General features: G+C 59.2%; 22 protein-coding genes. 10 read left to right on the forward strand and 12 right to left on the reverse strand.

Annotated features, from left to right (window positions below):
- Window positions 1-218: 218 nt before the first annotated feature.
- The 5 genes from PMI21_RS17110 to PMI21_RS17090 all read left to right on the forward strand — a co-directional run bounded on the left by PMI21_RS17110 (window position 219) and on the right by PMI21_RS17090 (window position 8,539).
- Window positions 219-4,067, forward strand: coding sequence for a sensor domain-containing protein (locus PMI21_RS17110; protein ID WP_007937246.1), 3,849 nt, complete (start codon window positions 219-221; stop codon window positions 4,065-4,067).
- Window positions 4,068-4,207: 140 nt separating this feature from the next.
- Entirely contained in the window at window positions 4,208-5,461 is a 1,254-nt protein-coding gene (gene glyA / locus PMI21_RS17105; protein ID WP_007937248.1) for a serine hydroxymethyltransferase, read from the forward strand.
- Between the two features lie 280 nt (window positions 5,462-5,741).
- Entirely contained in the window at window positions 5,742-7,055 is a 1,314-nt protein-coding gene (locus PMI21_RS17100) for a C4-dicarboxylate transporter DctA (RefSeq protein ID WP_007937250.1), read from the forward strand.
- A 53-nt stretch (window positions 7,056-7,108) separates the two neighbouring features.
- Window positions 7,109-7,813 carry a FadR/GntR family transcriptional regulator gene (locus PMI21_RS17095; RefSeq protein WP_007937251.1) on the forward strand — a complete coding sequence of 235 codons (705 nt, stop codon included), beginning with the start codon at window positions 7,109-7,111 and terminating at the stop codon, window positions 7,811-7,813.
- Window positions 7,814-7,840: 27 nt separating this feature from the next.
- The gene (locus PMI21_RS17090; protein WP_007937252.1) at window positions 7,841-8,539 is read left to right on the forward strand and encodes a GntR family transcriptional regulator; all 699 of its coding nucleotides are present in this window, start codon (window positions 7,841-7,843) and stop codon (window positions 8,537-8,539) included.
- Between the two features lie 103 nt (window positions 8,540-8,642).
- Here PMI21_RS17090 and yjiA read toward each other — a convergent pair whose 3' ends face one another.
- The 3 genes from yjiA to PMI21_RS17075 form a co-directional block, all read right to left on the reverse strand.
- On the reverse strand, window positions 8,643-9,614 hold the full coding sequence (gene yjiA, locus PMI21_RS17085; protein ID WP_033063957.1) for a GTPase: 972 nt from the start codon (window positions 9,612-9,614) through the stop codon (window positions 8,643-8,645).
- 136 nt (window positions 9,615-9,750) lie between these two features.
- Complete coding sequence (locus PMI21_RS17080; RefSeq protein WP_007937254.1) at window positions 9,751-9,948, reverse strand: YbdD/YjiX family protein; 198 nt, start codon at window positions 9,946-9,948, stop codon at window positions 9,751-9,753.
- A gap of 15 nt (window positions 9,949-9,963) precedes the next feature.
- Window positions 9,964-12,030 (reverse strand): carbon starvation CstA family protein, encoded by a 2,067-nt coding sequence (locus PMI21_RS17075; RefSeq protein WP_007937262.1) that lies wholly within the window; start codon window positions 12,028-12,030, stop codon window positions 9,964-9,966.
- A gap of 160 nt (window positions 12,031-12,190) precedes the next feature.
- Here PMI21_RS17075 and PMI21_RS17070 point away from each other — a divergent pair, with 160 nt between their 5' ends.
- The gene (locus PMI21_RS17070; RefSeq protein ID WP_007937263.1) at window positions 12,191-12,559 is read left to right on the forward strand and encodes a PilZ domain-containing protein; all 369 of its coding nucleotides are present in this window, start codon (window positions 12,191-12,193) and stop codon (window positions 12,557-12,559) included.
- 134 nt (window positions 12,560-12,693) lie between these two features.
- On the opposite strand, the gene radA is transcribed toward PMI21_RS17070, so the two are convergent.
- The 3 genes from radA to katB are packed head-to-tail and all read right to left on the reverse strand — an operon-like array spanning window position 12,694 to window position 16,260.
- Window positions 12,694-14,061, reverse strand: a complete 1,368-nt coding sequence (gene radA, locus PMI21_RS17065; protein ID WP_007937264.1) for a DNA repair protein RadA — start codon at window positions 14,059-14,061, stop codon at window positions 12,694-12,696.
- A gap of 45 nt (window positions 14,062-14,106) precedes the next feature.
- Window positions 14,107-14,661 (reverse strand): ankyrin repeat domain-containing protein, encoded by a 555-nt coding sequence (locus tag PMI21_RS17060; protein WP_007937269.1) that lies wholly within the window; start codon window positions 14,659-14,661, stop codon window positions 14,107-14,109.
- A gap of 57 nt (window positions 14,662-14,718) precedes the next feature.
- Window positions 14,719-16,260: a catalase KatB gene (katB, locus tag PMI21_RS17055; protein ID WP_007937270.1), complete on the reverse strand. Its 1,542-nt coding sequence runs from the start codon at window positions 16,258-16,260 to the stop codon at window positions 14,719-14,721.
- A gap of 285 nt (window positions 16,261-16,545) precedes the next feature.
- On the opposite strand from katB, the gene mscL reads away from it, so the two are divergent.
- Window positions 16,546-16,959 (forward strand): large-conductance mechanosensitive channel protein MscL, encoded by a 414-nt coding sequence (mscL, locus tag PMI21_RS17050; RefSeq protein ID WP_007937271.1) that lies wholly within the window; start codon window positions 16,546-16,548, stop codon window positions 16,957-16,959.
- A 43-nt stretch (window positions 16,960-17,002) separates the two neighbouring features.
- Here the strand turns inward: mscL and PMI21_RS17045 are convergent, their stop codons facing one another.
- On the reverse strand, window positions 17,003-17,779 hold the full coding sequence (locus tag PMI21_RS17045; RefSeq protein WP_007937272.1) for a ferredoxin--NADP reductase: 777 nt from the start codon (window positions 17,777-17,779) through the stop codon (window positions 17,003-17,005).
- 272 nt (window positions 17,780-18,051) lie between these two features.
- Here PMI21_RS17045 and PMI21_RS17040 point away from each other — a divergent pair, with 272 nt between their 5' ends.
- A complete protein-coding gene (locus PMI21_RS17040; protein ID WP_007937274.1) occupies window positions 18,052-18,762 on the forward strand; it encodes an autoinducer binding domain-containing protein in 711 nt (236 codons plus the stop codon).
- A 189-nt stretch (window positions 18,763-18,951) separates the two neighbouring features.
- Window positions 18,952-20,076 (forward strand): methyltransferase, encoded by a 1,125-nt coding sequence (locus PMI21_RS17035; RefSeq protein ID WP_007937275.1) that lies wholly within the window; start codon window positions 18,952-18,954, stop codon window positions 20,074-20,076.
- 71 nt (window positions 20,077-20,147) lie between these two features.
- Here PMI21_RS17035 and PMI21_RS28850 read toward each other — a convergent pair whose 3' ends face one another.
- Genes PMI21_RS28850 through PMI21_RS17025 form a run of 3 tightly spaced genes read right to left on the reverse strand, consistent with a single transcriptional unit; the run spans window position 20,148 to window position 22,800 of the window.
- On the reverse strand, window positions 20,148-20,315 hold the full coding sequence (locus PMI21_RS28850; protein WP_177318282.1) for a DUF2474 domain-containing protein: 168 nt from the start codon (window positions 20,313-20,315) through the stop codon (window positions 20,148-20,150).
- Between the two features lie 34 nt (window positions 20,316-20,349).
- On the reverse strand, window positions 20,350-21,357 hold the full coding sequence (cydB, locus tag PMI21_RS17030) for a cytochrome d ubiquinol oxidase subunit II (RefSeq protein ID WP_007937281.1): 1,008 nt from the start codon (window positions 21,355-21,357) through the stop codon (window positions 20,350-20,352).
- A gap of 3 nt (window positions 21,358-21,360) precedes the next feature.
- Window positions 21,361-22,800 carry a cytochrome ubiquinol oxidase subunit I gene (locus PMI21_RS17025; RefSeq protein WP_007937283.1) on the reverse strand — a complete coding sequence of 480 codons (1,440 nt, stop codon included), beginning with the start codon at window positions 22,798-22,800 and terminating at the stop codon, window positions 21,361-21,363.
- A 526-nt stretch (window positions 22,801-23,326) separates the two neighbouring features.
- Here PMI21_RS17025 and PMI21_RS17020 point away from each other — a divergent pair.
- Window positions 23,327-24,565 (forward strand): MFS transporter, encoded by a 1,239-nt coding sequence (locus tag PMI21_RS17020; protein WP_007937284.1) that lies wholly within the window; start codon window positions 23,327-23,329, stop codon window positions 24,563-24,565.
- Between the two features lie 9 nt (window positions 24,566-24,574).
- Here the strand turns inward: PMI21_RS17020 and PMI21_RS17015 are convergent, their stop codons facing one another.
- Both PMI21_RS17015 and PMI21_RS17010 read right to left on the reverse strand, forming a co-directional pair.
- Entirely contained in the window at window positions 24,575-25,126 is a 552-nt protein-coding gene (locus PMI21_RS17015) for a DJ-1 family glyoxalase III (RefSeq protein WP_007937285.1), read from the reverse strand.
- Window positions 25,127-25,193: 67 nt separating this feature from the next.
- Window positions 25,194-25,649 carry a DUF4879 domain-containing protein gene (locus tag PMI21_RS17010; protein WP_007937286.1) on the reverse strand — a complete coding sequence of 152 codons (456 nt, stop codon included), beginning with the start codon at window positions 25,647-25,649 and terminating at the stop codon, window positions 25,194-25,196.
- Window positions 25,650-25,731 lie beyond the last annotated feature (82 nt).

Genomic DNA, 25,731 nt, shown 5'->3' on the forward strand with positions numbered 1-25,731 from the left:
GCACAACAGCAGACCCGGCGCGACGGGAAAACTGATTGAGAACGCCCCCTCGGAGCTGGAACGCTCCCGCGTAACCGGCAAAGCTACCTGATTGACAGAAGGCAGTCCAGCCGAGTGGGGCTGGCACTTCGCCACAACTCAAGGCATGCTAGCCGCCCTTCGGGCGTCCGGCTTATAGTGCACGCCGCGCCAGTCCAGCCAAATCGCAGGATTACAGTTTGTCCAATGTCACTCCGCCACCGTCCGCGAGCGTGCTCAACCCTGGGCTCGGCTCGCCCCTGCGCGGAAGCTTGAAGGGCGCGCTGGCGACTCTCGTGCTGTTGCTGCTCGCACTGCTGTTCTGGCAGTTGCTGGATCAACTGCGCGAAACCCAGAAAAACCAGCGCCAGTACACCATCGACTACACCGCCGATCTGGCTTCTCAAGTCAGCCTCAACATGGCGCTCAACGCCCAGATCGCCCTTAATCTGCTACCGATCATCGAACAACCGCAAAGCGCCGACGAACAGCAGGCGTTGCTGCGCAAACTGCAACAGTCGCTGCCCGACCTGCGCAGCCTGGCGCTGCTCAGCCCCTCCGGAAAAGTCCTCAGCGACAGCGCCGTCGACAGCCAGGACGCCAACTACCTGAGCGAACTGGTCCAGCGCAGCCGCGCCCAGGCCCACTATTTCAGCAATGCCGATGACGGCTCGGTGGTGCACCTGCTCCTGCATCAGGCCAGCGGCAGCACCCGCGGCTACTGGGCCCTGCGCCTGACACCGACATTTTTCTCTTCGCTGACCAAACAGGGCGACGCCGGCATCCGTCCCCTGTGGCTGGTGGAAAACCGCATCAATCATCAGATCATCAGTCGCGATGACGCCCTGCCCTCAGCCAAACCCGCGGTGCTGACACCCGACGAACTGACCAACAGCGTGCTGACCGTCCCCCTGAGCAGCAGCGACTGGCAACTGCGCGGGCTGTTCGACCGGCAACGGGTGATCGAACAACTGCTGCCGGCGTTCATCGGCAAATGCCTGCTGGGCCTGGCCTTCTCGCTGTTACCGTTCATCGCTTTGCTGAACGTTCGTCGCCGCCAACGCCAACTGCATGAAGGCCGTCGACGCTATCAGGACATCTTCGAAGGCACCGGTGTTGCCCTGTGCGTGCTCGACCTGTCCGGGCTCAAAAGTTTTTTCGACAGGGCGCAACTCACCAGCAGCGAGCAGTTGAGGACCTGGCTCGAGATACCGGAGCAACGCCAGCAACTGCTGCAGGAACTGCGCATCACCGAAGTCAACCAGGTCGCTCTGCAACTGCTCAACGTCAATTCTTGCGATCAGGCCTGGAAACTGCTGATCAACGGCTGCCCACTGGACTGCACGGCCATCGGCAATCAAGTGCTCGAAGCGGTGCTCCACCAGCAGAAACAACTCGAGCTGGAAATCAAACTCCAGGATGCCAATGGCCGCGACCAGCACTTGTGGCTGGTGCTGCGCTTGCCAGAGGATCAGGCCGACTATAGAGCGGTGATCCTGAGCATCAGCGACATCACCAGCCGCAAACTTATCGAGCTATCGCTGCTGGAGCGTGAAGGGTTCTGGTCCGATGTGGTGCGTACCGTGCCGGATCACCTGTATGTGCAGGACGTGATCAGCCAGCGGATGATCTTCAGCAACCATCACCTGGGGCAGACGCTGGGTTACAACCGCACCGAGCTGCACCAGATGGGCGAGTACTTCTGGGAAATCCTCTTGCACCCGGAAGATGCCGACTACTACCACCGCTCGCGCCAGTCCCAGCGCCACGCCGGTTACACCCAATTGTTGCAATGCCAGCTGCGCTTCCGTCATCGCAATGGCAAATGGCGACGTTTCGATATTCGCGAACAGGCCCTGGCGCGGGACAAGCACGATCAAGTCACGCGCATCATCGGCGTGGCCAAGGACATCACCGAGCAGATCGAAGCCAGTGAATCCCTGCGCGACAGCGAGCAGCGCTACCGGATGCTCGCCGAAAGCATCAGCGACGTGATTTTCTCCACCGACAGCAAGCTGGCGCTCAATTACGTCAGCCCTTCGGTGCAAGCGGTGCTGGGCTTCGACGCCGACTGGATCTTCCAGAATGGCTGGCAATCGACCATCGCCAACCCGCAACAACTGAGCGGCATCTACAGCCTGATGGACCGGGTCAGCAAAGCGCTGAATAAACCCGATCAACTGGCGCTGTTGCGCAGTCAGGTGCAGACCCAACTGTTTTTGTTCGACTGCCTGCGGGCTGACGGACGCAAGATCCCTATCGAGCTGCGTCTGGTGCTGGTCTGGGACGAACACGGGGCCTTCGAAGGCGTGCTCGGGGTCGGTCGCGACATCAGCCAGCAACGCCGGGCCGAAAAAGACCTGCGCATGGCGGCCACGGTATTCGAGCACTCGACCTCGGCGATTCTGATCACTGACCCGGCCGGCTACATCGTCCAGGCCAACGAGGCCTTCAGTCGCGTCAGCGGCTATGCGGTGTCCCAGGTGCTCGATCAGTTGCCGAACATGCTCACCGTCGACGAGCAGCAGGAAGCTCATCTGCGCTACGTGCTCAAGCAATTGCATCTGCACAGCACCTGGGAAGGCGAAGTCTGGCTCAAGCGTCGCAACGGCGAGCATTACCCGGCCTGGGTCGGGATTACGGCGGTGCTCGACGACGAAGGCGATCTGGCCAGCTACGTGTGTTTCTTCAGCGACATCAGCGAGCGCAAGGCCAGTGAGCAACGGATTCACCGCCTCGCCTATTACGACGCCCTGACCCACCTGCCCAACCGCACGCTGTTCCAGGATCGCCTGCACACCGCACTGCAATCGGCCGAACGGCAGAAGTCCTGGGTGGTGCTGATGTTCCTCGACCTGGACCGTTTCAAGCCGATCAACGACTCCCTGGGCCATGCCGCCGGCGACCGCATGCTCAAGGAAATGGCCACGCGCCTGCTCGGCTGCGTCGACGATGACGACACCGTGGCGCGCATGGGCGGTGATGAGTTCACGTTGCTGCTGCAACCGCGGGTCAACCGCGAGATCGCGCTGAACCGGGCGATTCACGTAGCCGAACAAATCCTCGCCAGCCTGGTGAAACCGTTCGTGCTCGAAGGCCGCGAGTTCTTCGTCACCGCCAGTATCGGCATCGCCCTTAGTCCTCAGGACGGTAGCGAACTCAGTCAGCTGATGAAGAACGCCGACACCGCGATGTACCACGCCAAGGAGCGCGGCAAGAACAACTTCCAGTTCTATCAGACCGACATGAACGCCAGCGCCCTGGAGCGTCTGGAGTTGGAAAGCGATTTGCGCCATGCCCTGGAGCAAAACGAATTCGTGCTGTACTACCAGCCGCAATTCAGCGGCGACGGCAAACGCCTGACCGGCGCCGAAGCCCTGCTGCGCTGGCGCCATCCGCGCCGCGGTCTGGTGCCGCCGGGGGATTTCATTCCGGTGCTTGAAGAGCTCGGGCTGGTGGTGGATGTCGGCGACTGGGTGATCAGTGAGGCTTGCCGTCAGCTCAAGACCTGGCACCAGGCCAAGGTGCGGGTGCCGAAGGTCTCAGTGAATATTTCGGCCCGGCAGTTCTCCGACGGGCAGCTCGGCACGCGGATCGCCAACATCCTCAAGGAAACCGGCCTGCCGCCGGCGTGCCTGGAGCTGGAATTGACCGAAAGTATCCTGATGCGCGAAGTCAGCGAAGCGATGCAGATTCTTGCCGGACTGAAAAACCTCGGTCTGAGCATTGCGGTCGACGACTTCGGCACCGGTTATTCATCGCTCAACTACCTCAAGCAATTCCCGATCGATGTGCTGAAAATCGACCGCACCTTCGTTGATGGCCTGCCGTCGGGCGAGCAGGATGCGCAGATTGCCCGGGCGATCATCGCCATGGCCCACAGCCTCAATCTGGCGGTAATCGCTGAGGGCGTGGAAACCCACGAGCAACTCGACTTCCTGCGCGAGCACGGTTGCGATGAGGTTCAGGGCTACCTGTTCGGCCGCCCGATGCCGGCCAGCCGGTTCGAAGCGCAGTTCAGCAATGATGCGTTGTTCATGCTCGACTGAAGTTCGGTGCAGAGCCTGAAAAGGGGCATTCGGGCTCTCATGAACACCACTTGTCTGCGACATGATGTCCTTTCATATGCCATCTAAAACCCATTGGGTTAGAATGCCCCCCTTTTCTGCCCCGATCCTTGAGGACCGCCATGTTCAGCCGTGATTTGACTATTGCCAAGTACGACGCCGATCTCTTTGCCGCCATGGAGCAAGAAGCTCAGCGCCAGGAAGAGCACATTGAGCTGATCGCTTCGGAAAACTACACCAGCCCTGCGGTGATGGAAGCTCAAGGCTCGGTACTGACCAACAAGTACGCCGAAGGTTACCCAGGCAAGCGCTACTACGGTGGTTGCGAGTACGTCGACGTCGTCGAGCAGCTTGCAATTGATCGGGCCAAGGAACTGTTCGGCGCCGATTACGCCAACGTTCAGCCGCACGCCGGTTCGCAAGCCAACAGCGCCGTTTACCTGGCCCTGCTGCAAGCGGGCGACACCATTCTGGGCATGAGCCTGGCTCACGGCGGCCACCTGACCCACGGTGCCAGCGTTTCGTCCTCCGGCAAGCTGTACAACGCCGTTCAGTACGGCATCGACGCCAATGGCCTGATCGACTACGACGAAGTCGAGCGCCTGGCCGTTGAGCACAAGCCGAAAATGATCGTGGCCGGTTTCTCTGCCTACTCGCAGGTTCTGGACTTCCCACGCTTCCGCGCTATCGCTGACAAGGTCGGCGCCTATCTTTTTGTTGATATGGCTCACGTTGCGGGGCTGGTCGCCGCTGGCGTCTACCCGAACCCGGTGCCTTTCGCTGACGTGGTGACCACCACCACCCACAAGACCCTGCGCGGTCCACGTGGCGGCCTGATCCTGGCTCGCGCCAACGCCGACATCGAGAAGAAGCTGAACTCCGCAGTATTCCCGGGCGCCCAGGGCGGCCCGCTGGAGCACGTGATCGCTGCCAAGGCGATCTGCTTCAAGGAAGCGCTGCAGCCTGAGTTCAAGGCCTACCAGCAACAAGTGGTGAAAAACGCCCAGGCCATGGCCGGCGTGTTCATCGAGCGCGGTTTCGACGTGGTGTCGGGCGGTACTCAGAACCACCTGTTCCTGCTGTCGCTGATCAAGCAGGAAATCTCCGGTAAAGACGCCGACGCCGCACTGGGCAAAGCATTCATCACCGTGAACAAGAACTCGGTACCGAACGATCCACGCTCCCCGTTCGTCACCTCCGGCCTGCGTTTCGGTACCCCGGCTGTGACCACTCGCGGCTTCAAGGAAGCAGAGTGCAAAGAGCTGGCCGGCTGGATCTGCGACATCCTGGCTGACCTGAACAACGAAGCGGTGATCGACGCCGTTCGTGAGAAGGTCAAGGCCATCTGCAAGAAACTGCCGGTGTACGGCGCTTAATTGCCCCGCTAAACCGCAGTAAAGAAAAAACCGGCCAGTGATGGCCGGTTTTTTTTCGTCCGTCATAAAGATCAAAAGATCGCAGCCTTCGACAGCTCCTGCGCGGCTTTGGCCACTGGTCAGACCGGTCATGCCAATTTTTAGATTTTCACTTGTAATCCCGAAAAAACTCAGCGTAGACTGCGCCTGCACTGGACATACCGGTAAGACCACAATAATTAAGTCCTGAATCTGATGCGCTTAGCGCACGGCAGCCAGGACACCGACCAGGATTCCTCCCATGCTCAGATGGTGCTCGCGTTCAATCTTCCTTCAAGTGGTTCTCGGACTGGTGCTCGGCATCATCTGCGGACTGACCCTTCCCGAATACTCCGCCCAACTCAAACCCCTCGGCGACGGCTTCATCAAACTGATCAAGATGCTCATTGGTCTGATCGTGTTTTGCGTGGTGGTCAGCGGCATCAGCGGTGCCGGTGACCTGAAGAAGGTCGGACGCATCGGCCTGAAATCAGTGATCTACTTCGAAATACTGACCACCATCGCCCTGGTGATCGGCCTGGTGTTCGCCTTCACTACCGGTATCGGCAGCGGCGCGAACATTCATCTGGAACAACTCTCCGCCGCCGACATGGGTGACATTGCCCAGCGCGGTCAGCACATGCAAACCACCACCCAGTTCCTGATGAACCTGATCCCGACCTCGGTGATCGGCGCCTTCGCGGACAACAACATTCTGCAAGTCCTGCTGTTTTCGGTGCTGTTCGGCAGCGCCCTGAACCTGGTGGGTGAAGCAGCGTCAGGCATTTCCCGGCTGATCAACGAATTGAGCCATGTGATCTTCCGCATCATGGGCATGATCGTGCGCCTGGCGCCGATCGGCGTGTTCGGAGCGATTGCCTTCACCACCAGCAAATATGGCCTGGATTCACTGCAACACTTGGGCAGCCTGGTCGGCCTTTTCTACATGACCTGCGCGGCATTCGTAGCGCTGATTCTCGGCCTGGTGATGCGCCTCTCGGGCCTGAAGATGTGGCCGCTGCTCAAGTACCTGCGCGAAGAACTGCTGATCGTCATGGGCACCGCTTCTTCCGACGCCGTGCTGCCACAAATCATGCGCAAGCTTGAACATCTGGGCATCGGCAGCTCCACGGTCGGGCTGGTAATTCCGACCGGGTATTCGTTCAACCTTGATGGTTTTTCGATCTACCTGACCCTGGCCATTGTGTTCATCGCCAATGCCACCGGCACGCCGCTGGCCATGACTGACCTGCTGACGATTCTGCTGGTGTCGCTGATCACCTCCAAAGGTGCCCACGGGATTCCCGGCTCGGCGTTGGTGATTCTCGCCGCCACCCTGACGGCGATCCCGGCGATTCCGGTGGTGGGCCTGGTGCTGGTACTGGCGGTGGACTGGTTCATGGGCATCGGCCGGGCGCTGACCAATTTGATCGGTAACTGCGTCGCCACGGTCGCCATCGCTCGCTGGGAAAAGGACATCGATATCGAACGGGCAAACAAAGTGCTTTCCGGCCAAGTGGGTTATACCTTCCAGCCGAGAAAACCGGTTGCCCCGGCGCATCAGCAGGAGTTTTAAACAACGTGTGCCTGCCCACGGGCAGGCACATTTATCGCGACTTGGAGCGAACAGTGATTACCTCGTCAACCGTCGTAAATTCAGTGGTAGAAAAACTTCGGGCCGCGCTGGCCCGCGGCCAGTGGCGTTCCGGCGAAATGCTGCCGGGCCAGCGTGAACTGGCCGAACAACTGGGCATCAGTCGCCCAAGCCTGCGCGAAGCGGTAATCGTGCTGGAAACTCTCGGGCTGGTGCGCTCGATGCCGGGCAAAGGCGTGGTGGTGCTGGAGGCCAATCTCAGCGACAGCCAAAGCCACGACAACGCGGTCGCCGGGGCCAGTCTGGAAGATGTGCTGCAACTGCGCTACACCCTCGAACCATTCATCGTCGGCCTGGTGGCACAGTCCATCAGCAGCAAGGAAGTCGGGCAACTGCGCCTGACCCTGATGGACATGCGCGAAGCCCTGGAAGCCAACGACAGCGAGGCCGGTGTGAACGCCTACATTGCGTTCCACGAAGAGTTGTTCACTCTGACCTCGAACCCGATTTTCCAGAGCGTGGTGCAGCAAACCAGCAATGCCCTCAAGCAAAGCGCCAACGTGCTGCGCAATTCTCCGGAGCATCTGGCTGAACGCCTTGAAGAAAGCGAAGCCATGGTGCGAGCGATCCGCAGCAAAAACAGCGCCCAGGCCAGTGCCGAGATGCGTCGGCATATCCTTCGGGAAGGCAAACGGATGGGCATCGAATTGAATATTCCGGACGACCACCTCGGCAGTTGACCCCCCTCTTCGAACTGGAGACAGGCCATGAACAGCTTCGCCTCACCACAAACTCTTGTTGCCCTGCCCTTTCGCCCGCTGGTGGATGATCTCCATTCGCGGATCTTCGACGCCATTCTCGAACAGCGCATCAATGCGGCCAGTCGCTTTACCGAAGATAGCCTGGCGCAGATGTTCGGTGCCAGGCGCAGTGACATTCGTAGCGTGCTGACGCAGCTGTCCCATCAGCAGATCATCATCCTGCGGACCAATCATCGCCCCCGGGTCGCCGACCCCGATGCCGAACAGACCCGTCAGATTCTTCATGCTCGCCGTCTGACCGAAATCACGCTGGTGAAACTTGCCTGCCAGCAACCTCGTGCGCAAAACCTGAAACGCCTGCGTGCCTTGATCGAAAGCGAGCGACAGTGCCTGGATCGCGACCAGCGTGGCGCGGCGATTCGCTTGTCAGGGGAATTTCATCTGCAACTGGCCGAAATGGCTGGGAATGCACCGTTGGCGCATTTTCTCGCCACTTTAGTGCCATTGATTTCATTGGCGATTGCGCAGTATGACGCTCAGACAGGTGATTATTGCGGCTGGCAAGAGCACATGCAGATTGTCGATGCAGTGGAGCGTGGGAATGCAGTGATGGCCGAAATGTTGATGCACCGGCATCTGGATCATCTTGAGGAGGTACTGCTGAACTCTGGATCAGTAGTCAGCCAGAATCGTGTTGCCGGGTAGATTGCCATCGCGAGCAGGCTCGCTCCCACAGGGGAATGCATTTTAAATGTGGGAGCGAGCCTGCTCGCGATGACGGCATCAGGCCCGCTGAGAATGTCGGGGCTTACTGCGCCGCAACCCGCGCAAACCCTTCGCGAATCTTCTCTTCCGGCAACTCATCGGCAATGAACACGATCACGCTTTCCCGCGTATCGTCGTCCGCCCACTCGGTATCCCAATCGAAGCCGTACAGTTTCAGCACGCCCTGGAACACCATGCGCCGCGGCTCGCCAAGGATGTTCAAAACGCCTTTGTAGCGCAGCAGTTGCTTGCCATGCTCTTCGAGCAGTTCGTTCATGAACTCGCTGAGCTTGTCGATATCCAGCGGCTTGCCGGTACGCAACACCAGGCTGGAAATGCGATCGATGGAGGGTGCCTTGCTCACCGGGCGCAAACTCACGCCACCACCGAGGTCGGCATTGAGGTTGAAACCGCGCACGTCGAGCAGTTCGGCCAGATCAATCTTGCCGTGGTCGACCACACGAATCGGTGCGCGACGGTTGATACGGGTCAGGCGCTCGCTGAGGGCCGTGAAGGTCGGCTCATCCACCAGATCGCGTTTGCTCACCAGCAAGCGGTCGGCAAAACCGATCTGCGCCTGGGCGATGGTTTGGGTCAGGTGCAGGTCGGCATGGGCCGCGTCCACCAGAGTGATGATGCCGTCGAGGATGTAGCGCTCGCGCAGTTCTTCATCGATAAAAAAGGTTTGTGCCACCGGGGCCGGGTCGGCCAGACCGGTGCATTCGATCACCAGACGGTCGAAGGCAATTTCACCGCTGTCCAGGCGTTCGAGCAACAGGTACAGCGCTTTGGTCAAATCGGTGTGGATGGTGCAGCAGACGCAGCCGTTGGACAGCGTCATCACTTGCACTGGCTCGTCGCCCAACAGTTGGGTATCGATACCGGCGTCACTGAATTCGTTTTCGATCACGGCGATTTTCAAGCCGTGCTCGGCTTTGAGCAGGTGACGCAGCAAGGTGGTTTTACCAGCGCCGAGGAAGCCGCTGAGGATCGTGACAGGGATTGGCGCTAACAAAATAAGGTCTCCCGGACGCAAAAAAACTGTAGGAGCCAGCGGTGCGGCGATCCGACTTGCCGGCGAAAGCGTCCTGAAGATCGCCTTCGCCGGCAAGCCGTGCTCCTACAGTGGTGTGTTGCCTAAACCGCGTACATCAACAGCACTTCGGTCCACCCTTGCCGCCGTAACGGGCTTCCTGGCGCTCCCGAAAGAACGCCTCGTAGCTCATCACCGGTTTGTCCGGGTGTTTGGTTTGCATATGCTCGACGTAGTTGTCGTAGTCGGGCATGCCGACCATCAGGCGCGCGGCCTGACCGAGGTATTTACCGAGGCGACTCAGGTCATTGAACATGGTGCAATCCTCAGGTTACGCATCCGGCTGAGCCTGGAATGGCGATTCTTTATCCGTACGTTCTTTGGTGCCCCAGGCGGCGATGCCGACCTTGAGCGCATAGAACAGGATGCTGAATACCACGAACAGGAACAGCGCGGTCAGCGTTGCATTGGTGTAGGCGTTGTAGATCACGTGCTGCATCTGCTCGATGCTCTTGGCCGGGGCCAGGATCTGACCGTTGGCCAGGGCATCGCTGTACTTCTTGGCCAACGACAGGAAGCCGATCGCCGGGTTGGCGTCGAACAGCTTGATGAAGCCGGCGGTGGTGGTGCAGATCAGCAACCAAACGGCTGGCAGCATGGTGACCCAGATGTAGCGTTGACGTTTCATTTTGATCAATACGACAGTCGCCAGCATCAGCGCGATACCGGCCAGCATCTGGTTGGAGATGCCGAACAATGGCCACAAGGTGTTGATGCCGCCTAGTGGGTCGATCACGCCTTGGTACAACAGGTAACCCCACATCGCCACGCAACCGGCCGTGGCGATCAGGTTGGCGGTCCAGGATTCGGTGCGTCTCAGCGCCGGCACGAAGGAGCCGAGCAAGTCCTGCAGCATGAAACGTCCGGCACGGGTGCCGGCGTCAACCGCGGTGAGGATGAACAGCGCTTCGAACAGGATCGCGAAGTGGTACCAGAACGCCATGGTGTTTTCACCCGGCAGCACGCTGTGCAGGATCTGCGCGATACCGACCGCCAGGGTCGGTGCGCCGCCGGCACGGGCCAGGACGGTGGTTTCACCGATGTCCTTGGCCACCGCTTGCAACGCTTCCGGCGTAATCGCGAAACCCCAGTTGCTGACCGCTGTCGCTACCGCCACCACATCACCGCCGACGACCGCGGCCGGGCTGTTCATGGCGAAGTACACGCCCGGTTCGATCACCGAGGCAGCGACCATGGCCATAATCGCCACGAACGATTCCATCAGCATGCCGCCGTAACCGATGTAGCGAGCGTTGGTTTCGTTATCCAACAGTTTCGGCGTGGTGCCGGAGGAGATCAGCGCATGGAAACCCGACACTGCGCCACAGGCAATGGTGATGAACAGGAACGGAAACAGCCCGCCCTTCCACACCGGCCCGGTGCCGTCGATGAACTGGGTCAATGCCGGCATTTTCAGCTCGGGCATGGTGATCAGAATGCCGATCGCCAGTGCGACGATGGTGCCGATCTTGAGGAAGGTCGACAGGTAATCGCGAGGCGCCAGGATCAGCCACACCGGCAATACGGCCGCGACAAAACCGTAGCCGATCAGCATCCAGGTAATTTGTACGCCAGTGAAGCTGAACGCCTTGGCCCAGACCGGGTCAGCGGCAATCTGCCCGCCGAGCCAGATCGAACCCAGCAGCAACAGCACGCCGATCACCGAAATTTCACCGATGCGGCCCGGGCGGATGTAGCGCATGTAGATGCCCATGAACATCGCAATCGGGATGGTCGCCATCACCGTGAAAATACCCCAAGGGCTTTCGGCCAGGGCCTTGACCACGATCAACGCCAGCACCGCGAGGATGATGATCATGATCAGGAAGCAGCCGAACAGCGCGATGGTCCCGGGGATACGGCCCATTTCTTCACGGACCATGTCACCCAGGGAACGGCCGTTGCGGCGGGTGGACATGAACAGGACCATGAAGTCCTGAACCGCACCGGCCAGCACCACGCCGGCAATCAGCCACAGCGTACCGGGCAAATAGCCCATCTGCGCCGCCAACACCGGACCGACCAGCGGCCCCGCGCCGGCGATGGCCGCGAAGTGGTGACCGAAAAGGATGTGTTTGTTGGTCGGGACGTAGTCCAGACCGTCATTGTTGAGTACGGCAGGTGTAGCCCGACGCGAATCGAGTTGCATCACATTGTTAGCGATGAACAGACTGTAGTAACGATACGCGACCAGGTAAATGGCCACGGCGGCAACCACGATCCACAAGGCGTTGATCGCCTCGCCTCGGCGCAATGCCACTACGCCTAGGGCGCACGCGCCTACGACTGCCAGCAGCAGCCAGGGTAAGTGGCGTAGCGGGCTATTATTATTTTTCATTTTATGATTCCAGCCAGAGTGGACAAGAAAGACAGCCACCCCGAGTTTAGCGCTACTGGCCTCAAAGGCCACCCCCAACGTTGGTCTAGATAAGGGATTGCGTGGCGGCTGATGCAAAGCCCGGTCTATAGTCAGTGCACCATGCAGAGAGGGTCAGGCCATGAGCGAACAGCATTCCGATCGCCGCCGTTTCAAGCGCATCGCCTTCAGTGCAAAGGCCGAACTGAGCCAGGACGGACAGCGTTGGCCGGTGCAATTACTCGACCTGTCGCTCAAGGGCATGCTGATCCAGCGTCCCGAGCCCTGGTCAGGCGACGCCAGCCAGCCCTTCGCAGCCGATATCCATTTGAACAACGAGGCCGAGATCCGAATGGACGTGCAGCTGACCCACGATGGCAAGGGCCAGTTGGGTTTTGTCTGCCTGCATATCGGGCTGGACTCGATCGAACACCTGAGACGGCTGATCGAGCTGAATCTCGGCGATCCTGAGGAGCTGGACCGGGAGTTGGGGGCACTCATCGAAATCTGATTGCTTGTGTAGGAGCTGCCGCAGGCTGCGATCTTTTGATCTGGGCGCTTTCACAGGCCGCTGAAGATCAAGATCAAAAGATCGCAGCCTTCGGCAGCTCCTACAGGGATTGGCGTTCAGGCGTAAATTTGTGTCTATTCGAACAGTGCGTCAAGGGCCTGTTCCAGGCGCGTCACGGCAATAATCTGCAACCCCGGCGGTGCTTCTTTCGGCGCATTGCCCTTGGGCACGATGGCGCGTTTGAAGCCGTGCTTGGCCGCCTCTTTCAAGCGCTCCTGGCCACTCGGCACCGGGCGCACTTCACCCGACAACCCGACTTCGCCAAACACCAGCAGATCGTGCGGCAGCGGCCGGTTGCGCAAACTGGACATGACCGCCGCCATCAAGGCCAGGTCGGAAGCGGTTTCCAGGACCTTCACGCCGCCGACCACGTTGAGGAACACGTCCTGATCGTGGGTCGGGATGCCGCCGTGGCGGTGCAAAACCGCCAACAACATGGCCAGGCGATTCTGATCCAGACCTAGCGTCACCCGGCGCGGGTTGGCCAGATGGCTGTCGTCCACCAACGCCTGGACTTCCACCAGCATCGGCCGGGTGCCTTCCCACGTGGCCATGACCACGCTTCCCGGGACTTCCTCCTGGGCGCGTGTAAGGAAAATCGCCGAAGGGTTGGAGACTTCTTTCAGGCCTTTGTCGGTCATGCCGAACACGCCCAGTTCATTCACCGCGCCAAAGCGGTTTTTCACCGCCCGCAGCAAACGCAGGCGCCCATCGGATTCGCCTTCGAAATACAGAACGGTGTCGACCATGTGTTCCAGCACTCGGGGGCCGGCCAGCGCACCTTCTTTGGTGACATGGCCCACGAGGAAAATCGCCGTGCCGCTTTGCTTGGCGTAACGCACCAGTAATGCCGCACTTTCACGCACCTGGGAGACACCGCCCGGTGCCGATTGCAATTGCTCGGTGAAGATCGTCTGAATCGAGTCGATCACCATCACCTTGGGCTTTTCCTGCCTGGCGGTGGCGATGATGGTTTCAATGCAGGTTTCGGTCATTACCCGCAGTTGATCCTGAGGCAAACCCAGCCGCCGGGCACGCATGGCCACTTGTTGCTGGGACTCTTCACCGGTGACATACAACGCCGGCATACTCTTGGCGAGGTTGCACAAGGTTTGCAACAGAATGGTCGATTTGCCGATGCCAGGGTCACCACCGATCAACACCACCGAGCCATCCACCAAGCCGCCACCCAGTACGCGATCAAGCTCGCTGGATGCCGTGGAGAAACGCGGAATCTCTTCGACGCTGACTTCGGCCAGGGTCTTGATCTGCGCCTGCTGGCCAGTCCAACCGGTGCGACCGCTGGGGGCTGCGGCGCCGCCACTCTCCACCATGGTTTCGGTCAGCGTGTTCCAGGCCCCGCATTCGCCGCACTGGCCGGCCCACTTGGGGAAGGTTGAGCCGCACTCGGTGCAGCCGTACATGCGCTTGGCCTTGGCCATCTGAACTCCCGGCAAAAACCGCGATGATAGCTCAGCTGGCGCGGATCAGCGCGGCGCCGCCGTGCGGATTTCACCGCTGGCCAGACGCGCGGCACTGTTGCCCAACGGATCCTCGGCGTTCATGTCAGCCCCTTTGGCCTTGAGTGCGTCGAGCAACTCGACGCGCTTGAACAACCCGGCATACATCGCGGCAGTCTGCCCCGCGCCGTTGCGTTGGTCGGGGCTGCAATTGGCGGCCAGCAGGGTTCGAGCGATCTGCACTTCGCCTTTGAAAATCGCGCCCATCAGCGCCGTATTGCCGCGTTGATCCTGAGCGCAGGCGTCCGCCCCGGCCGCGAGCAAACGCTCCACGGCGGCACCCTGACCGTGATAGGCGGCCAGAATCAGCGCGGTGTAACCCTTGCTGTCGCGGGTATCGAGGGAATAACCGGCCTCGATGAAGGTCTCGAGCATCGGCACATCACCCCGTCGAGCGGCATCGAAATAGTAATCCTGTAATTGCGCTTTAAGCGCCTCGGGGTCCTTCGAGAGTGGCGGCTCAGCCCCGGCGAGCACATTGAGCGACCAGCACGCCAGAAACACAGACAAATAAAAACGCATGGCAGCGCTCCTTGATCAGACGGGACCTCGCGTGAGGCCCCGCTTCAGACAGATAGATCAATCGACCAGTTTGGCCGCCAGCGTCTTGACCCGGGCCAGATCAGCCTTGGCCACTTTGGTTACTCCCGCCCCGTATTCCGGGTCGGCCTTATAGAGGAAGGACAGGATGATGTGCTTGCTCTCGTCATCGGTGGTGGCCAGGGAGCCGCCGAAGCTGTCGATCAGGTCCTGACGCTCCTTCTGTGTGAACGAGCGATACAGATCGCCGGCCTGCTTGAAGTTCTGCTCACGCTGAATCTTCGCCTGCTGCGTGCTGCCCGACAGGCTCGACTGGCTGTAACGCGCAGTTTGCGGCTCCTCACGGGGCAGCAGACGGCTCGGCTGGTAATTCACGCCCGTGCTGCTGGCGCCGATATTCATCGCACCATCCTGATTACCGTTGTTCACGGCGATTTTCGGTGCATTGATCGGCAACTGCAGAGCGTTGGCCCCCAGGCGATACAGTTGGGTATCGGCATACGAGAACACTCGCCCTTGCAACAAGCGATCTTCCGAAGGCTCGATACCCGGCACCAGGTTGGCCGGTGCCATCGCCACTTGTTCGGTTTCCTGGAATACATTCGCCGGATTACGGTTCAACACCATTTGTCCAACTTTTCGCTCAGGAACACCGGGCCAGATCTTGGTCGCGTCCAATGGATCGAAATCAAACTTGGACAAATCTTGAGAATTCAGAACCTGGATGTACAAGTCCCACTTAGGAAAGTCACCCTTGTTAATATGAGCGACCAAGTCGTTAGTCATATGACTGTAGTCTTGACCTTGAACACTGGTGACTTCTTTGGGGTCAAGATTTTTAATCCCCTGCAAACTTTTCCAGTGAAACTTTACATAGTGAACATCGCCTTTGGCGTTAACCAACTTGTAGGCATGTACACCGTTGCCATCCATCTCCCGATAACTGGCCGGGGTACCGGAGTTGGAATACAACTCGGTCAAAGTGCGAGTGGCTTCCGGAACATGGGAAAAGAAATCGAAACGACGGGAGTCGTCGTCAAGGTTGGTGCGCGGGTCCGGTTTGAAGGCATGGACCATGTCCGGAAACTTGATGGCGTCCCGGATGAAGAAGGTCGGGAAATTGTTGCCGACCAGGTCCCAGTTACCGTCCGCTGTGTAGAACTTGGTGGCGAACCCCCGTGGATCACGCAGGGTTTCCGGCGAATGGTTGCCATGGACCACCGCGGAGAAGCGCACAAATACCGGCGTGCTCTGGCCGCCGGCGAATACCTTGGCCTTGGTCAAGTCACTCAGGTCGTCGGTCACGGTGAACGTACCATGGGCGCCGGTGCCACGGGCGTGCACCACGCGTTCGGGAATGCGTTCACGGTCGAAACGCTGGAGCTTCTGAATCAACTGTACGTCTTGCAACAGCACCGGCCCGGTCGCGCCGGCGGTTTGCGAGTTCTGGTTGTCACCGACGGCGGCACCGTTATCACGGGTCAACGTTGCAGCGTTAATGGAGAAGGACAGCAGGCTGACGGTCAGAACGCCGAAGGTTCGACGGAGGGGAAAAGCCCCGAGGCCAAGGGGAGTTGTCATGGAAGTTTCCTCTGGTTTTATTAAGCGCATCCTGGTGCGCACCACAGAGGCTAGTGACCCAAAGGCCAAAACATAAATAGAAATCCCGTACCGGGCCGATAGCCAAAAGGTTCTGGAAAGCCCGGTCTAGAGCGGGTAGTCGCGCGCGAATAGTGGCATTTTGTAAACTAATTGCCGGAAGATGTGTCGATAGACACGGGCATTGTAAGAAGGCGTTTCAAGCAAGAGACGTTTTGCTGATTTACACTGCGTTCACCAACCTCATCTGTAACAAGGAAATAACCTATGGGCGTGATAAGTGAGTTCAAGGCCTTCGCGGTCAAAGGTAATGTGGTCGACATGGCCGTCGGTATCATCATCGGCGCTGCCTTCGGCAAAATCGTTTCTTCGTTTGTCGGCGATGTGGTGATGCCGCCAATTGGCTTGCTGATCGGTGGGGTGGACTTCAGTGACCTGGCCATTACGCTCAAGGCCGCCAACGGTAATGTCCCGGCAGTGGTGCTGGCGTACGGCAAGTTCATCCAGAGCATGATCGACTTCATCATCGTTGCCTTCGCGATCTTCCTGGGCGTCAAGGCCATCAACCGGCTGAAACGCGAAGAGGCCGTTGCGCCAACCCTGCCACCGGTTCCGACCAAGGAAGAAGAACTGCTGAGCGAGATCCGCGATCTGCTCAAGGCTCAGAACAATCGGCCCTGATAGCTGATTACCCAGAGAAACGGCGCCTTCGGGCGCCGTTTGTTTACCAGTAGTTTTCCACCGCCACTTGGCCTGCTCGTCGACTGAGGCTCAAGTGCATGCCCCGTTGTTTCAGTAACTTGCGCGTGTCATCGATCATCTGTGGGTTACCACAGAGCATCACTCGCGAATGCTCGGCCGTCAGCGCTACACCGGCCGTCCGTTCCAGTTCGCCACTTTCCAGGAGGCTGGTGATCCGCCCATTCAAGGCACCCGGATGCTGTTCGCGGGTGACGGTGGCGATGAATTGCAGTTTGTGCGCGTACTCGGCCAGGTAGTCACGTTGCGCCAGCTCCGCAATCAACGCCTGGTACGCCAGCTCCCGCGCTTCGCGCACGCTGTAGACCAGGATGATTCGTTCGAATTTCTCCCAAACTTCGAAGTCCTGAAGGATCGACAGAAACGGCGCTACGCCCGTGCCTGTGGATAACAACCAGAGGTCACGGCCATCGACGAAGCGATCCAGCGTCAGATAACCAAAGGCCTGACGGTCAACCAGCAGCGTATCGCCGACTTCCAGCCGACTCAGCTCACTGGTGAACTCCCCTCCCGGCACAACAATGGAGAAAAATTCAAGGAACTCGTCATAGGGTGACGAGACCATGGAATAGGCCCGCCATACCGTGTTGCCGTCAGCCTTGGTCACGCCCAGCCGGGCGAATTGCCCTGCGCGAAAACGAAAGCCCGGATCCCTGGTGGTCCGCAGGGTAAACAGATTGGGGGTCAATGGCTGGACGTTACACAGCGTCTGGCGAGTGAATTTTTCTGCACTGGCAGTCATGGGTCGCTCCATTCAACAGATGGCCCCAGTGTCCCGCAAAGCGGGCTGTGTAAACACCGATGATTTGTAATGTCTTTCGCGCAGATAAATGAACAATACATTAGTGTTGATTCTGTCCCATCGTAAATGGAGCTAAGAACCGGTTATGCAGTCATGGGCCTTTTCAAGAGCAAAAAAGTTCAGCATGTTTGTAAGAATACTCCTACACTCTGGGACGTGCCGGATCTTGGATCCAATCGGCACCCCCAAGGAAGTCCGCATGGAGTTACCATATGAAAGTGTGGAAGGAATCACAGTTAACACAGCTTTCTTGCGCTCAAGAAATAAAGACTGCATATGAGATGTCGCTTAATCTCGTCAAAAACATGGGCTTTAATTTCTGTGCATTTTCAACAATATCCCCAACAACAGGGACACACCATCATGAGATAAATCTGAATAATTACCCTAGCGAATGGAACACGAAATATGAAAACGAGCATTACGATGCGGTTGATCCAATACTAGCCCACTGCCATGACTCCGAAGTGCCGATTCTCTGGCAAGAAGAGTGCTATTCAAAAACACCAAGGCTGTGGCAAGCGCAAAAAAACCAGGGGCTGCACCACGGCTGGTCCCAATCCGTTCATGATAAAAACGGGCTTTGCAGCATGCTGAGCGTGGCCAGAACCCATTGCCCGATTACCGCATATGAACTGTACAAAAATCTGGGCTACGCGATGTTTATTGGCCGTCACCTGCACGGGCTTGTCGCGAAAGACCTGCGTGTCTCCTCGCTGAAGCCGGCCACGGTGCTTTTATCATGCAGAGAAATCGAAGTGCTGAAATATTCAGCTGTCGGCAAGACGGCATGCGAGATCGCAATCATCCTCAGACTGAGTGAAAGCACCGTAAATTTCCATATAAAGGGCGCTATCCGCAAATTTGGCGTCAACAACAAGATTGCAGCGGTGATCAGCGCAGCAAGATCGGGGGTTATCTGAAACTGTTCGAATCAGGTAATCCGTGCGAGTAATCCGGACGAAAAAAACGTACCATTTGCGATCCGTTCTGAGTGATGCCGTGTGAAACTCCACGACGCAGTCCACTCGAATGGTTCCGTCCGCTACAACGCTCGTGAGCGGCGGACCACTCGTTGATTCCTCCGTTGACTACCCAGAGCCCCCCGCCTCATGCCCCTGCTCGAAACCCCCTTCGCTCAACTCGATCTGATCCGCCAGCCAGAACAGCAGAACGAGCCGCTGCAAGCGTTTGATGCCGCAGACGAATACCTGCTCAGTCATCTGGCCGGGCAACAACCGGCAGCGGATACCCGAGTGCTGGTGCTCAACGACAGCTTCGGCGCATTGGCCATTAGCCTGGCGGGCAAGGTCCGGGTGACCAGCAGCGGCGATTCATTCCTGGCCTTTCAGGGGCTGGAAAAAAACCTCATGCGCAACGGCCAGGCATTTGACGCGGTGCCGAGCGTACCTGCCAGCGAAGCGTTCGTCGGGCCGTTTGACTGGGTATTGATCCGGGTGCCGAAAACCCTGGCCTTGCTGGAAGAGCAACTGATCCGGCTACAGGGTCAATTGGCTCCCGGCGCTCAGGTGATTGCCGCCGCGATGGTGAAGCATCTGCCACGCGCCGCGGGCGATCTGCTGGAGCGCTACATCGGCCCGGTGCAAGCCTCGCTGGCCGTGAAGAAGGCTCGGCTGCTGATCGCCACGCCCGAAGCCAAAGCCCCCGCTGTCTCTCCATACCCGACTCGCTATCGACTCGACGCGCCCGCAATCGAACTGCTCAATCACGCCAATGTGTTCTGTCGCGAAGGGCTGGATATCGGCACCCGGGCCTTTCTGCCGCACTTGCCGAAGAACCTCGGCACAGCGCGGGTCGCCGATCTGGGGTGTGGCAACGGCGTGCTGGCAATCGCCAGCGCCCTGCAAAACCCTGAAGCCCATTACACGTTGGTGGACGAGTCGTTCATGGCCGTGCAATCGGCCGCTGAAAACTGGCGCGCTGCGCTGGGTGATCGTGATGTGATCGTGCGCGCCGGCGATGGGTTGGCGGGGCAGGAACCCCAATCCCTCGACGTGGTGCTATGCAATCCGCCATTTCACCAACAGCAAGTGGTCGGCGATTTTCTGGCCTGGCGGATGTTCCAGCAGGCGCGCGAAGCGCTGGTGGTGGGTGGCGCGCTGTACATCGTCGGCAACCGTCATCTGGGTTATCACAGCAAGCTTGCGCGGTTGTTCCGCGGCGTCGAACAAGTAGCGGCCACCCCCAAGTTCGTGATTCTCAAAGCCCGCAAATAAAAGCAGGCAAAAAAAACCCTCCGTCGCAGGAGGGTTATAAATCCGTGCCGCAAGGCAACGGGATGGGAATTTCAGTGGGTACTCAGGCCCGCGGCATTCATGAACATGCGCATCAGCGTGGCCACGATGAACAGTGCCATAACGCTGCCGGCCCAGATCAACGCCAGCCAACCGAGCCGTTGCCAGAGCGGCTTTTTCTCGGCGGCTTCGATTTCCTGCAAATCAGGTTTGCCAGCCATCATCTTTTTCTCCTCTGCGCCATAGTCGTATGAGCTAGTGGTAACCATCTTCGTGGGTGACCTTGCCCCGGAACACGTAGTAGCTCCAGAAGGTGTAACCCAGGATGAACGGGATGATGAACAGCGTGCCCACCAGCATGAAGCCCTGGCTTTGCGGCGGTGCGGCGGCGTCCCAGATCGAGATCGACGGCGGCACGATGTTCGGCCACAGGCTGATACCCAGACCGCTGTAGCCGAGGAAGATCAGCACCAGGGTCAGCAGGAATGGCGTGTAGTGCGCATTGCGAGCCACCGCGCGAATCAGACCGTACAGGGTTACCAGCACCAGAATCGGTACTGGCAGGAACCAGAACAGATTCGGCAAAGTGAACCAGCGTGCAGCGATCTCGGTATGGGCCAACGGCGTCCAGACGCTGACGATGCCAATCACCGCCAGCAACACGAAGGCCAATGGCCGCGCCAGGTCATGCATCTGTTCCTGCAGCTTGCCTTCGGTCTTCATGATCAGCCAAGTGCAACCGAGCAGCGCATAAGCCACCACCAGCGCCGCGCCACAGAACATCGTGAACGGCGTCAGCCAGTCGAGTGAACCACCGGCAAACTGACGATTGACCACCGGCAGCCCATCGATGAACGCACCCAATGCCACGCCCTGGAAGAAGGTTGCGGCGATCGAACCACCGATGAATGCCTTGTCCCACAAGTGGCGCTTGGCGTCCTTGGCCTTGAAGCGGAATTCGAAGGCCACGCCGCGGAAAATCAGCCCGATCAGCATGAAAATCAGCGGCAGGTACAACGCCGAGAGCACCACCGAATAGGCCAGCGGGAAGGCGCCGAACAACGCCGCGCCGCCCAGTACCAGCCAGGTTTCGTTGCCGTCCCAGACCGGGGCGACGGTGTTCATCATCACGTCACGGTCGGTCTTGCCCTTGATGAACGGGAAAAGAATCCCGATCCCCAGGTCGAAGCCGTCCATGACCACGTACATCATGATGCCGAAGATGATGATCACGGCCCAGATCAGCGGAAGATCAATACCCATGATTCAAATCTCCTTGGTCAGGCTGTGGTTGTGATCGCCGTCACCGTTGTCGTCGGCAGCGGACAGCGGACGGGCCGGCGTGCGTTTCTGGCCAGGACCGCCTTCGTTGGTTTCCTTGCCTTCGTCGGTCTTCGGCCCTTTGCGCACCAGGCGCATCATGTAGCCAAGACCGGCACCGAACAGCGCGAAATACACCACAACGAACATGATCAAGGTGATGCTCATCTGCACGAAACTGTGCCCGGAGGACGCATCTGCCGTGCGCATCAAGCCGTAGACCACCCACGGCTGGCGGCCGATTTCAGTGGTGAACCAGCCGGCGAGAATCGCGATCAGGCCGGATGGGCCCATCCACAGCGCCAGGTACAGGAACGGACGCGAGGTATACAGCGTGTCGCGCTTGCGCAGCCACAGGCTCCACAAACCGGTGAAGATCATCAGGAAACCCAGGCCGACCATGATCCGGAACGACCAGAACACGATGGTCGAATTCGGCCGGTCTTCAGGCGGGAACTCCTTGAGCGCCGGCACTTGTTTGTCCAGGGTGTGGGTCAGGATCAGGCTGCCCAGGTACGGAATCTCGACCGCGAATTTGGTCTTTTCGGCTTTCATGTCCGGCCAGCCGAACAGGATCAACGGGGTCGGTTCATCGCCGACATTTTCCCAGTGACCTTCAATCGCAGCGATTTTCGCCGGCTGGTGCTTGAGAGTGTTGAGGCCGTGGAAGTCACCGATGACGGCCTGAATCGGCGCCACGATTAGCGCCATCCACATGGCCATCGAGAGCATGGTGCGGATGGCCGGGTTGTCCTTGCCGCGCAGCAAGTGCCAGGCCGCCGACGAACCGACGAAGAAAGCAGTAGCGACGAACGCCGCCGTGGCCATGTGCATCAGGCGGTAGGGGAACGACGGGTTGAAAATCACCGCCAGCCAGTCCACCGGGATGACTTGCCCGTTGACGATCTCGTAGCCCTGCGGGGTCTGCATCCAGCTGTTGGAGGCGAGAATCCAGAAGGTCGAGATCAGGGTACCGATGGCGACCATGACCGTGGCGAAGAAGTGCAGCTTGCGCCCGACCCTGTTCCAGCCGAACAGCATGACGCCGAGGAAACCGGCTTCCAGGAAGAACGCGGTGAGTACTTCGTAGGTCAGCAACGGCCCGGTCACGGAACCGGCGAAATCCGAGAAGCGGCTCCAGTTGGTGCCGAACTGATAGGCCATGACCAAGCCGGACACCACACCCATGCCGAAGTTGACGGCAAAGATCTTCGACCAGAAATGGTACAGATCGCGGTAAGTGTCGTTGTGCGTCTTCAGCCACAGGCCTTCGAGCACCGCCAGGTAACTCGCCAGGCCAATGGTGATGGCCGGGAACAGGATGTGGAACGAAATGGTGAACGCGAACTGAATCCGGGCGAGATCAAGTGCCTCCAAACCGAACATAAGTCTTCCTCTGTCAGGTAATACCGGCTGAAGGCTTGCGGCCTGCACCCACTGCCCCCACGGATACGGAGTGTGGCGAATTTGAATTCGTTCTTTTTCTACCATCATCACAGCGTAGGGAATCTGGCCATCTGGCCACCGGATCATTTCCACGAAGGGTCTTGATCTGGATCAAGCAACGTTGAAAGAGTAGTCGCATTTTTGCCGATGGACGGTGTGGTCTATTGCCGCGTGACAGGTTGCCTCACGGGTTTGGTCAAGCGTTGCAATACATTCCCTGTGGCGAGGGAGCTTGCTCCCGCTCGGCTGCATAGCAGTCGTAAAACCGGGTAATGCGATGTGCCAGAGGTATGAGGTAGCAGGTTCGGGACTGCTTCACAGCCCAGCGGGAGCACACTCCTTCGCCACAGGGGATTTGTATGTTCTGAGAGATCGGTGTCTAGCTAACTAAATTTTCCGCGCTCGCAACTTCTGGTTACAGGTTGGTGATAATCTCGCCCTTCCCCTCGCCCAGACTTGCCTTCAGATGCCCAGCCAAGCGCCCCTGCTGTTACGTCATCACCGCCCTTTTATTGCGTTCTGGCTGGCTCGAGTATTTACCGCCAGCGGTTTTCAGATGTTGACCGTGGCCATCGGCTGGAATCTGTATCAACTGACCGGCAATGTGCTAGATCTGGGTCTGGTGGGTCTGGTGGAATTTGCCCCGCGTGTGTTGTTCATGCTGCACACCGGGCATGTCGCGGACCGCTATGACCGGCGCAAGGTCGCGGCGATCTGTCAGTCCGTGCAAGCGCTGATTGCCCTGTCACTGGCCATCGGCAGCGCGACCGACCATGTCACCCGAGAGATGATCTTCATCCTCGCGTTCCTGCTCGGCGCCGCCCGTTCCTTCGAGATGCCGACCACCCAGGCCTTGCTGCCGAGCATCGTGCCCAGTGCTCTATTCCCGCGCGCGGTTGCTGCCGCGCAATCTGCGCAACAATCGGCCACCATCGTTGCCCCGGCCCTCGGTGGTCTGCTTTACGCCTTCGGCAGCGTCTGGGTGTATGGCCCGACGGTGATCCTCTACCTCATCGCCTGTGCGCTGATGCTTAACCTCCCGGCCCGGCAGACACCGTTGAACAAGGGCAAGGCAACCCTGGATTCGCTGCTGGCAGGTATCCGCTTCATTCGCAGCCGCCCGGACATTCTCGGGGCGATTTCCCTGGATCTGTTTGCCGTCCTGCTGGGTGGCGCGACTGCGCTGCTGCCGGTGTTCGCCAAAGATATTCTGCTGACCGGCCCTTGGGGTCTGGGTCTGCTGCGTTCAGCCCCCGCGGTGGGCGCACTGCTGATGTCGCTGTTTCTGGCGCGATTTGCCGTGGAACGCAACGTCGGGCGGGTGATGTTCACCGCCGTGGGCGTATTCGGTGTGGCGACCATCGCTTTCGGCCTGTCGACTTCGTTCTGGTTCTCCCTCGCCGTGCTGGTGGTATTGGGCGCAGCGGACATGATCAGCATGGTGATCCGCGCCTCGTTCGTGCAGCTGGAAACCCCGGACGAAATGCGCGGTCGGGTCAGCGCCGTGAATGGCTTGTTCATCGGCGCTTCGAATCAGCTCGGCGAATTCGAGTCCGGCTTGACGGCCCACTGGTTCGGCACCGTGCCGGCCGTGGTGATGGGCGGCATCGGCACGCTGCTGGTGACCGGGGTCTGGGTCAAACTGTTTCCGACCCTGGCTAACCGCGACCGCATGCATGTGCCGGTGGAAGAGGTCAGGGCCTGAAGCAGTCTTCTACACCAGCAACTCCCCCGCCACCGCCGACCGCGTGGCTTTACCGCAGAGTTGCTCCACCAGCGTCAGCGCAAACTCCAGCGCGGCGCCCGCCCCCTGGGCGGTGATGCAGTTGCCATCGACCACCACCGGTTGATCGACGAAGTTGCAGCCCGACAATTGATGGCTGACGGAAGGCAGGCACGTCATGCGCCGCTGACGCAGCACGCCAAAAGTCTGCAGCGCCAGCGCCGGCGCTTCGGCAATGCCGGCGAACAAGCGCCCGGCGGCAACCTGGTCCTTGATCAATTGTTGCAGGGGTTGATGGGCCGCCAAATGCTGCGCCCCCACGGCGCCGCCGGGCAAAACGATCAAGTCGAAGGGTTGGGCCAGCAAATCGACCAACATCGCATCGGCGGTCAGGCGGGTGCCGCGAGCGCAGGTAAGCATGCGGCGCGACTCGATGCTGGCCACCACCACTTCAACCTTGGCGCGGCGCAGTACATCGATCAGGGTCACGGTTTGCAGATCGTCGATGCCCTCGGCGAGGGTAATCAGTGCTCTAAAGGTCATGGGCGCGGTCCACAGGATGATCTTTAAAGCGTAGTCAGCTTTCCTGACCCTTGTTCGAGCTCAGCCGTTACTTGATGTAAAGCTGCGTCGACATCGTGTTGCCCGGCGCGTTGATCGAGGTATTGCTGAACGTGAAGATGCCGTCCTGCTTGCCCTTCAGATCGAAGATGTACAAGTAGCCGACCACTTTGGTCCGTTCAGAGCAATCGGTCAGGTTGCCATTATCGAAGGCGCAAACCTTGGTCCGGGTGCCATCCACTTCGAAACCGTCCAACGCGACATGGGCCTCACGACCATAACCGACTTCCAGCACATAAACCTTGATGTTCGGCCCCTTGTGATCGCAACGGGTCTGCTCCTGCTTGTCTGCAATATCTTCAAAGCCACAGCTGGGTGACTCGACCTTGAGCACCTTGACCTGGCTCAACGGTGGCGCAGTCGCTGCCGAGGCGGTTTGGGCGCCCAGGAACAACGCGCCCCCTATTGCGAATGCGGCAACCACACGCCTGTTCATGTACTTCATATTCACCCCTCCCGCCCCCAAAAAAACAGCGCGCAGTATGGCTCAGTTCCCTTTTTGGCAAAACATCGACGACGATCGCAGC

This window comes from Pseudomonas sp. GM18 (genome assembly GCF_000282195.1).
Taxonomy (GTDB): Bacteria; Pseudomonadota; Gammaproteobacteria; order Pseudomonadales; family Pseudomonadaceae; genus Aquipseudomonas.

Bases quoted from the DNA above. Each gene is read 5' to 3' on its own strand.
- glyA (WP_007937248.1), top strand. From the start codon at position 4,208: ATGTTCAGCCGTGATTTGACTATTGCCAAGTACGACGCCGATCTCTTT.
- PMI21_RS17100 (WP_007937250.1), top strand. From the start codon at position 5,742: ATGCTCAGATGGTGCTCGCGTTCAATCTTCCTTCAAGTGGTTCTCGGA.
- PMI21_RS17090 (WP_007937252.1), top strand. From the start codon at position 7,841: ATGAACAGCTTCGCCTCACCACAAACTCTTGTTGCCCTGCCCTTTCGC.
- PMI21_RS17080 (WP_007937254.1), bottom strand. From the start codon at position 9,948: ATGTTCAATGACCTGAGTCGCCTCGGTAAATACCTCGGTCAGGCCGCG.
- PMI21_RS17075 (WP_007937262.1), bottom strand. From the start codon at position 12,030: ATGAAAAATAATAATAGCCCGCTACGCCACTTACCCTGGCTGCTGCTG.
- PMI21_RS17070 (WP_007937263.1), top strand. From the start codon at position 12,191: ATGAGCGAACAGCATTCCGATCGCCGCCGTTTCAAGCGCATCGCCTTC.
- radA (WP_007937264.1), bottom strand. From the start codon at position 14,061: ATGGCCAAGGCCAAGCGCATGTACGGCTGCACCGAGTGCGGCTCAACC.
- PMI21_RS17060 (WP_007937269.1), bottom strand. From the start codon at position 14,661: ATGCGTTTTTATTTGTCTGTGTTTCTGGCGTGCTGGTCGCTCAATGTG.
- katB (WP_007937270.1), bottom strand. From the start codon at position 16,260: ATGACAACTCCCCTTGGCCTCGGGGCTTTTCCCCTCCGTCGAACCTTC.
- mscL (WP_007937271.1), top strand. From the start codon at position 16,546: ATGGGCGTGATAAGTGAGTTCAAGGCCTTCGCGGTCAAAGGTAATGTG.
- PMI21_RS17045 (WP_007937272.1), bottom strand. From the start codon at position 17,779: ATGACTGCCAGTGCAGAAAAATTCACTCGCCAGACGCTGTGTAACGTC.
- PMI21_RS17040 (WP_007937274.1), top strand. From the start codon at position 18,052: ATGAAAGTGTGGAAGGAATCACAGTTAACACAGCTTTCTTGCGCTCAA.
- PMI21_RS17035 (WP_007937275.1), top strand. From the start codon at position 18,952: ATGCCCCTGCTCGAAACCCCCTTCGCTCAACTCGATCTGATCCGCCAG.
- PMI21_RS28850 (WP_177318282.1), bottom strand. From the start codon at position 20,315: ATGGCTGGCAAACCTGATTTGCAGGAAATCGAAGCCGCCGAGAAAAAG.
- cydB (WP_007937281.1), bottom strand. From the start codon at position 21,357: ATGGGTATTGATCTTCCGCTGATCTGGGCCGTGATCATCATCTTCGGC.
- PMI21_RS17025 (WP_007937283.1), bottom strand. From the start codon at position 22,800: ATGTTCGGTTTGGAGGCACTTGATCTCGCCCGGATTCAGTTCGCGTTC.
- PMI21_RS17020 (WP_007937284.1), top strand. From the start codon at position 23,327: ATGCCCAGCCAAGCGCCCCTGCTGTTACGTCATCACCGCCCTTTTATT.
- PMI21_RS17015 (WP_007937285.1), bottom strand. From the start codon at position 25,126: ATGACCTTTAGAGCACTGATTACCCTCGCCGAGGGCATCGACGATCTG.
- PMI21_RS17010 (WP_007937286.1), bottom strand. From the start codon at position 25,649: ATGAAGTACATGAACAGGCGTGTGGTTGCCGCATTCGCAATAGGGGGC.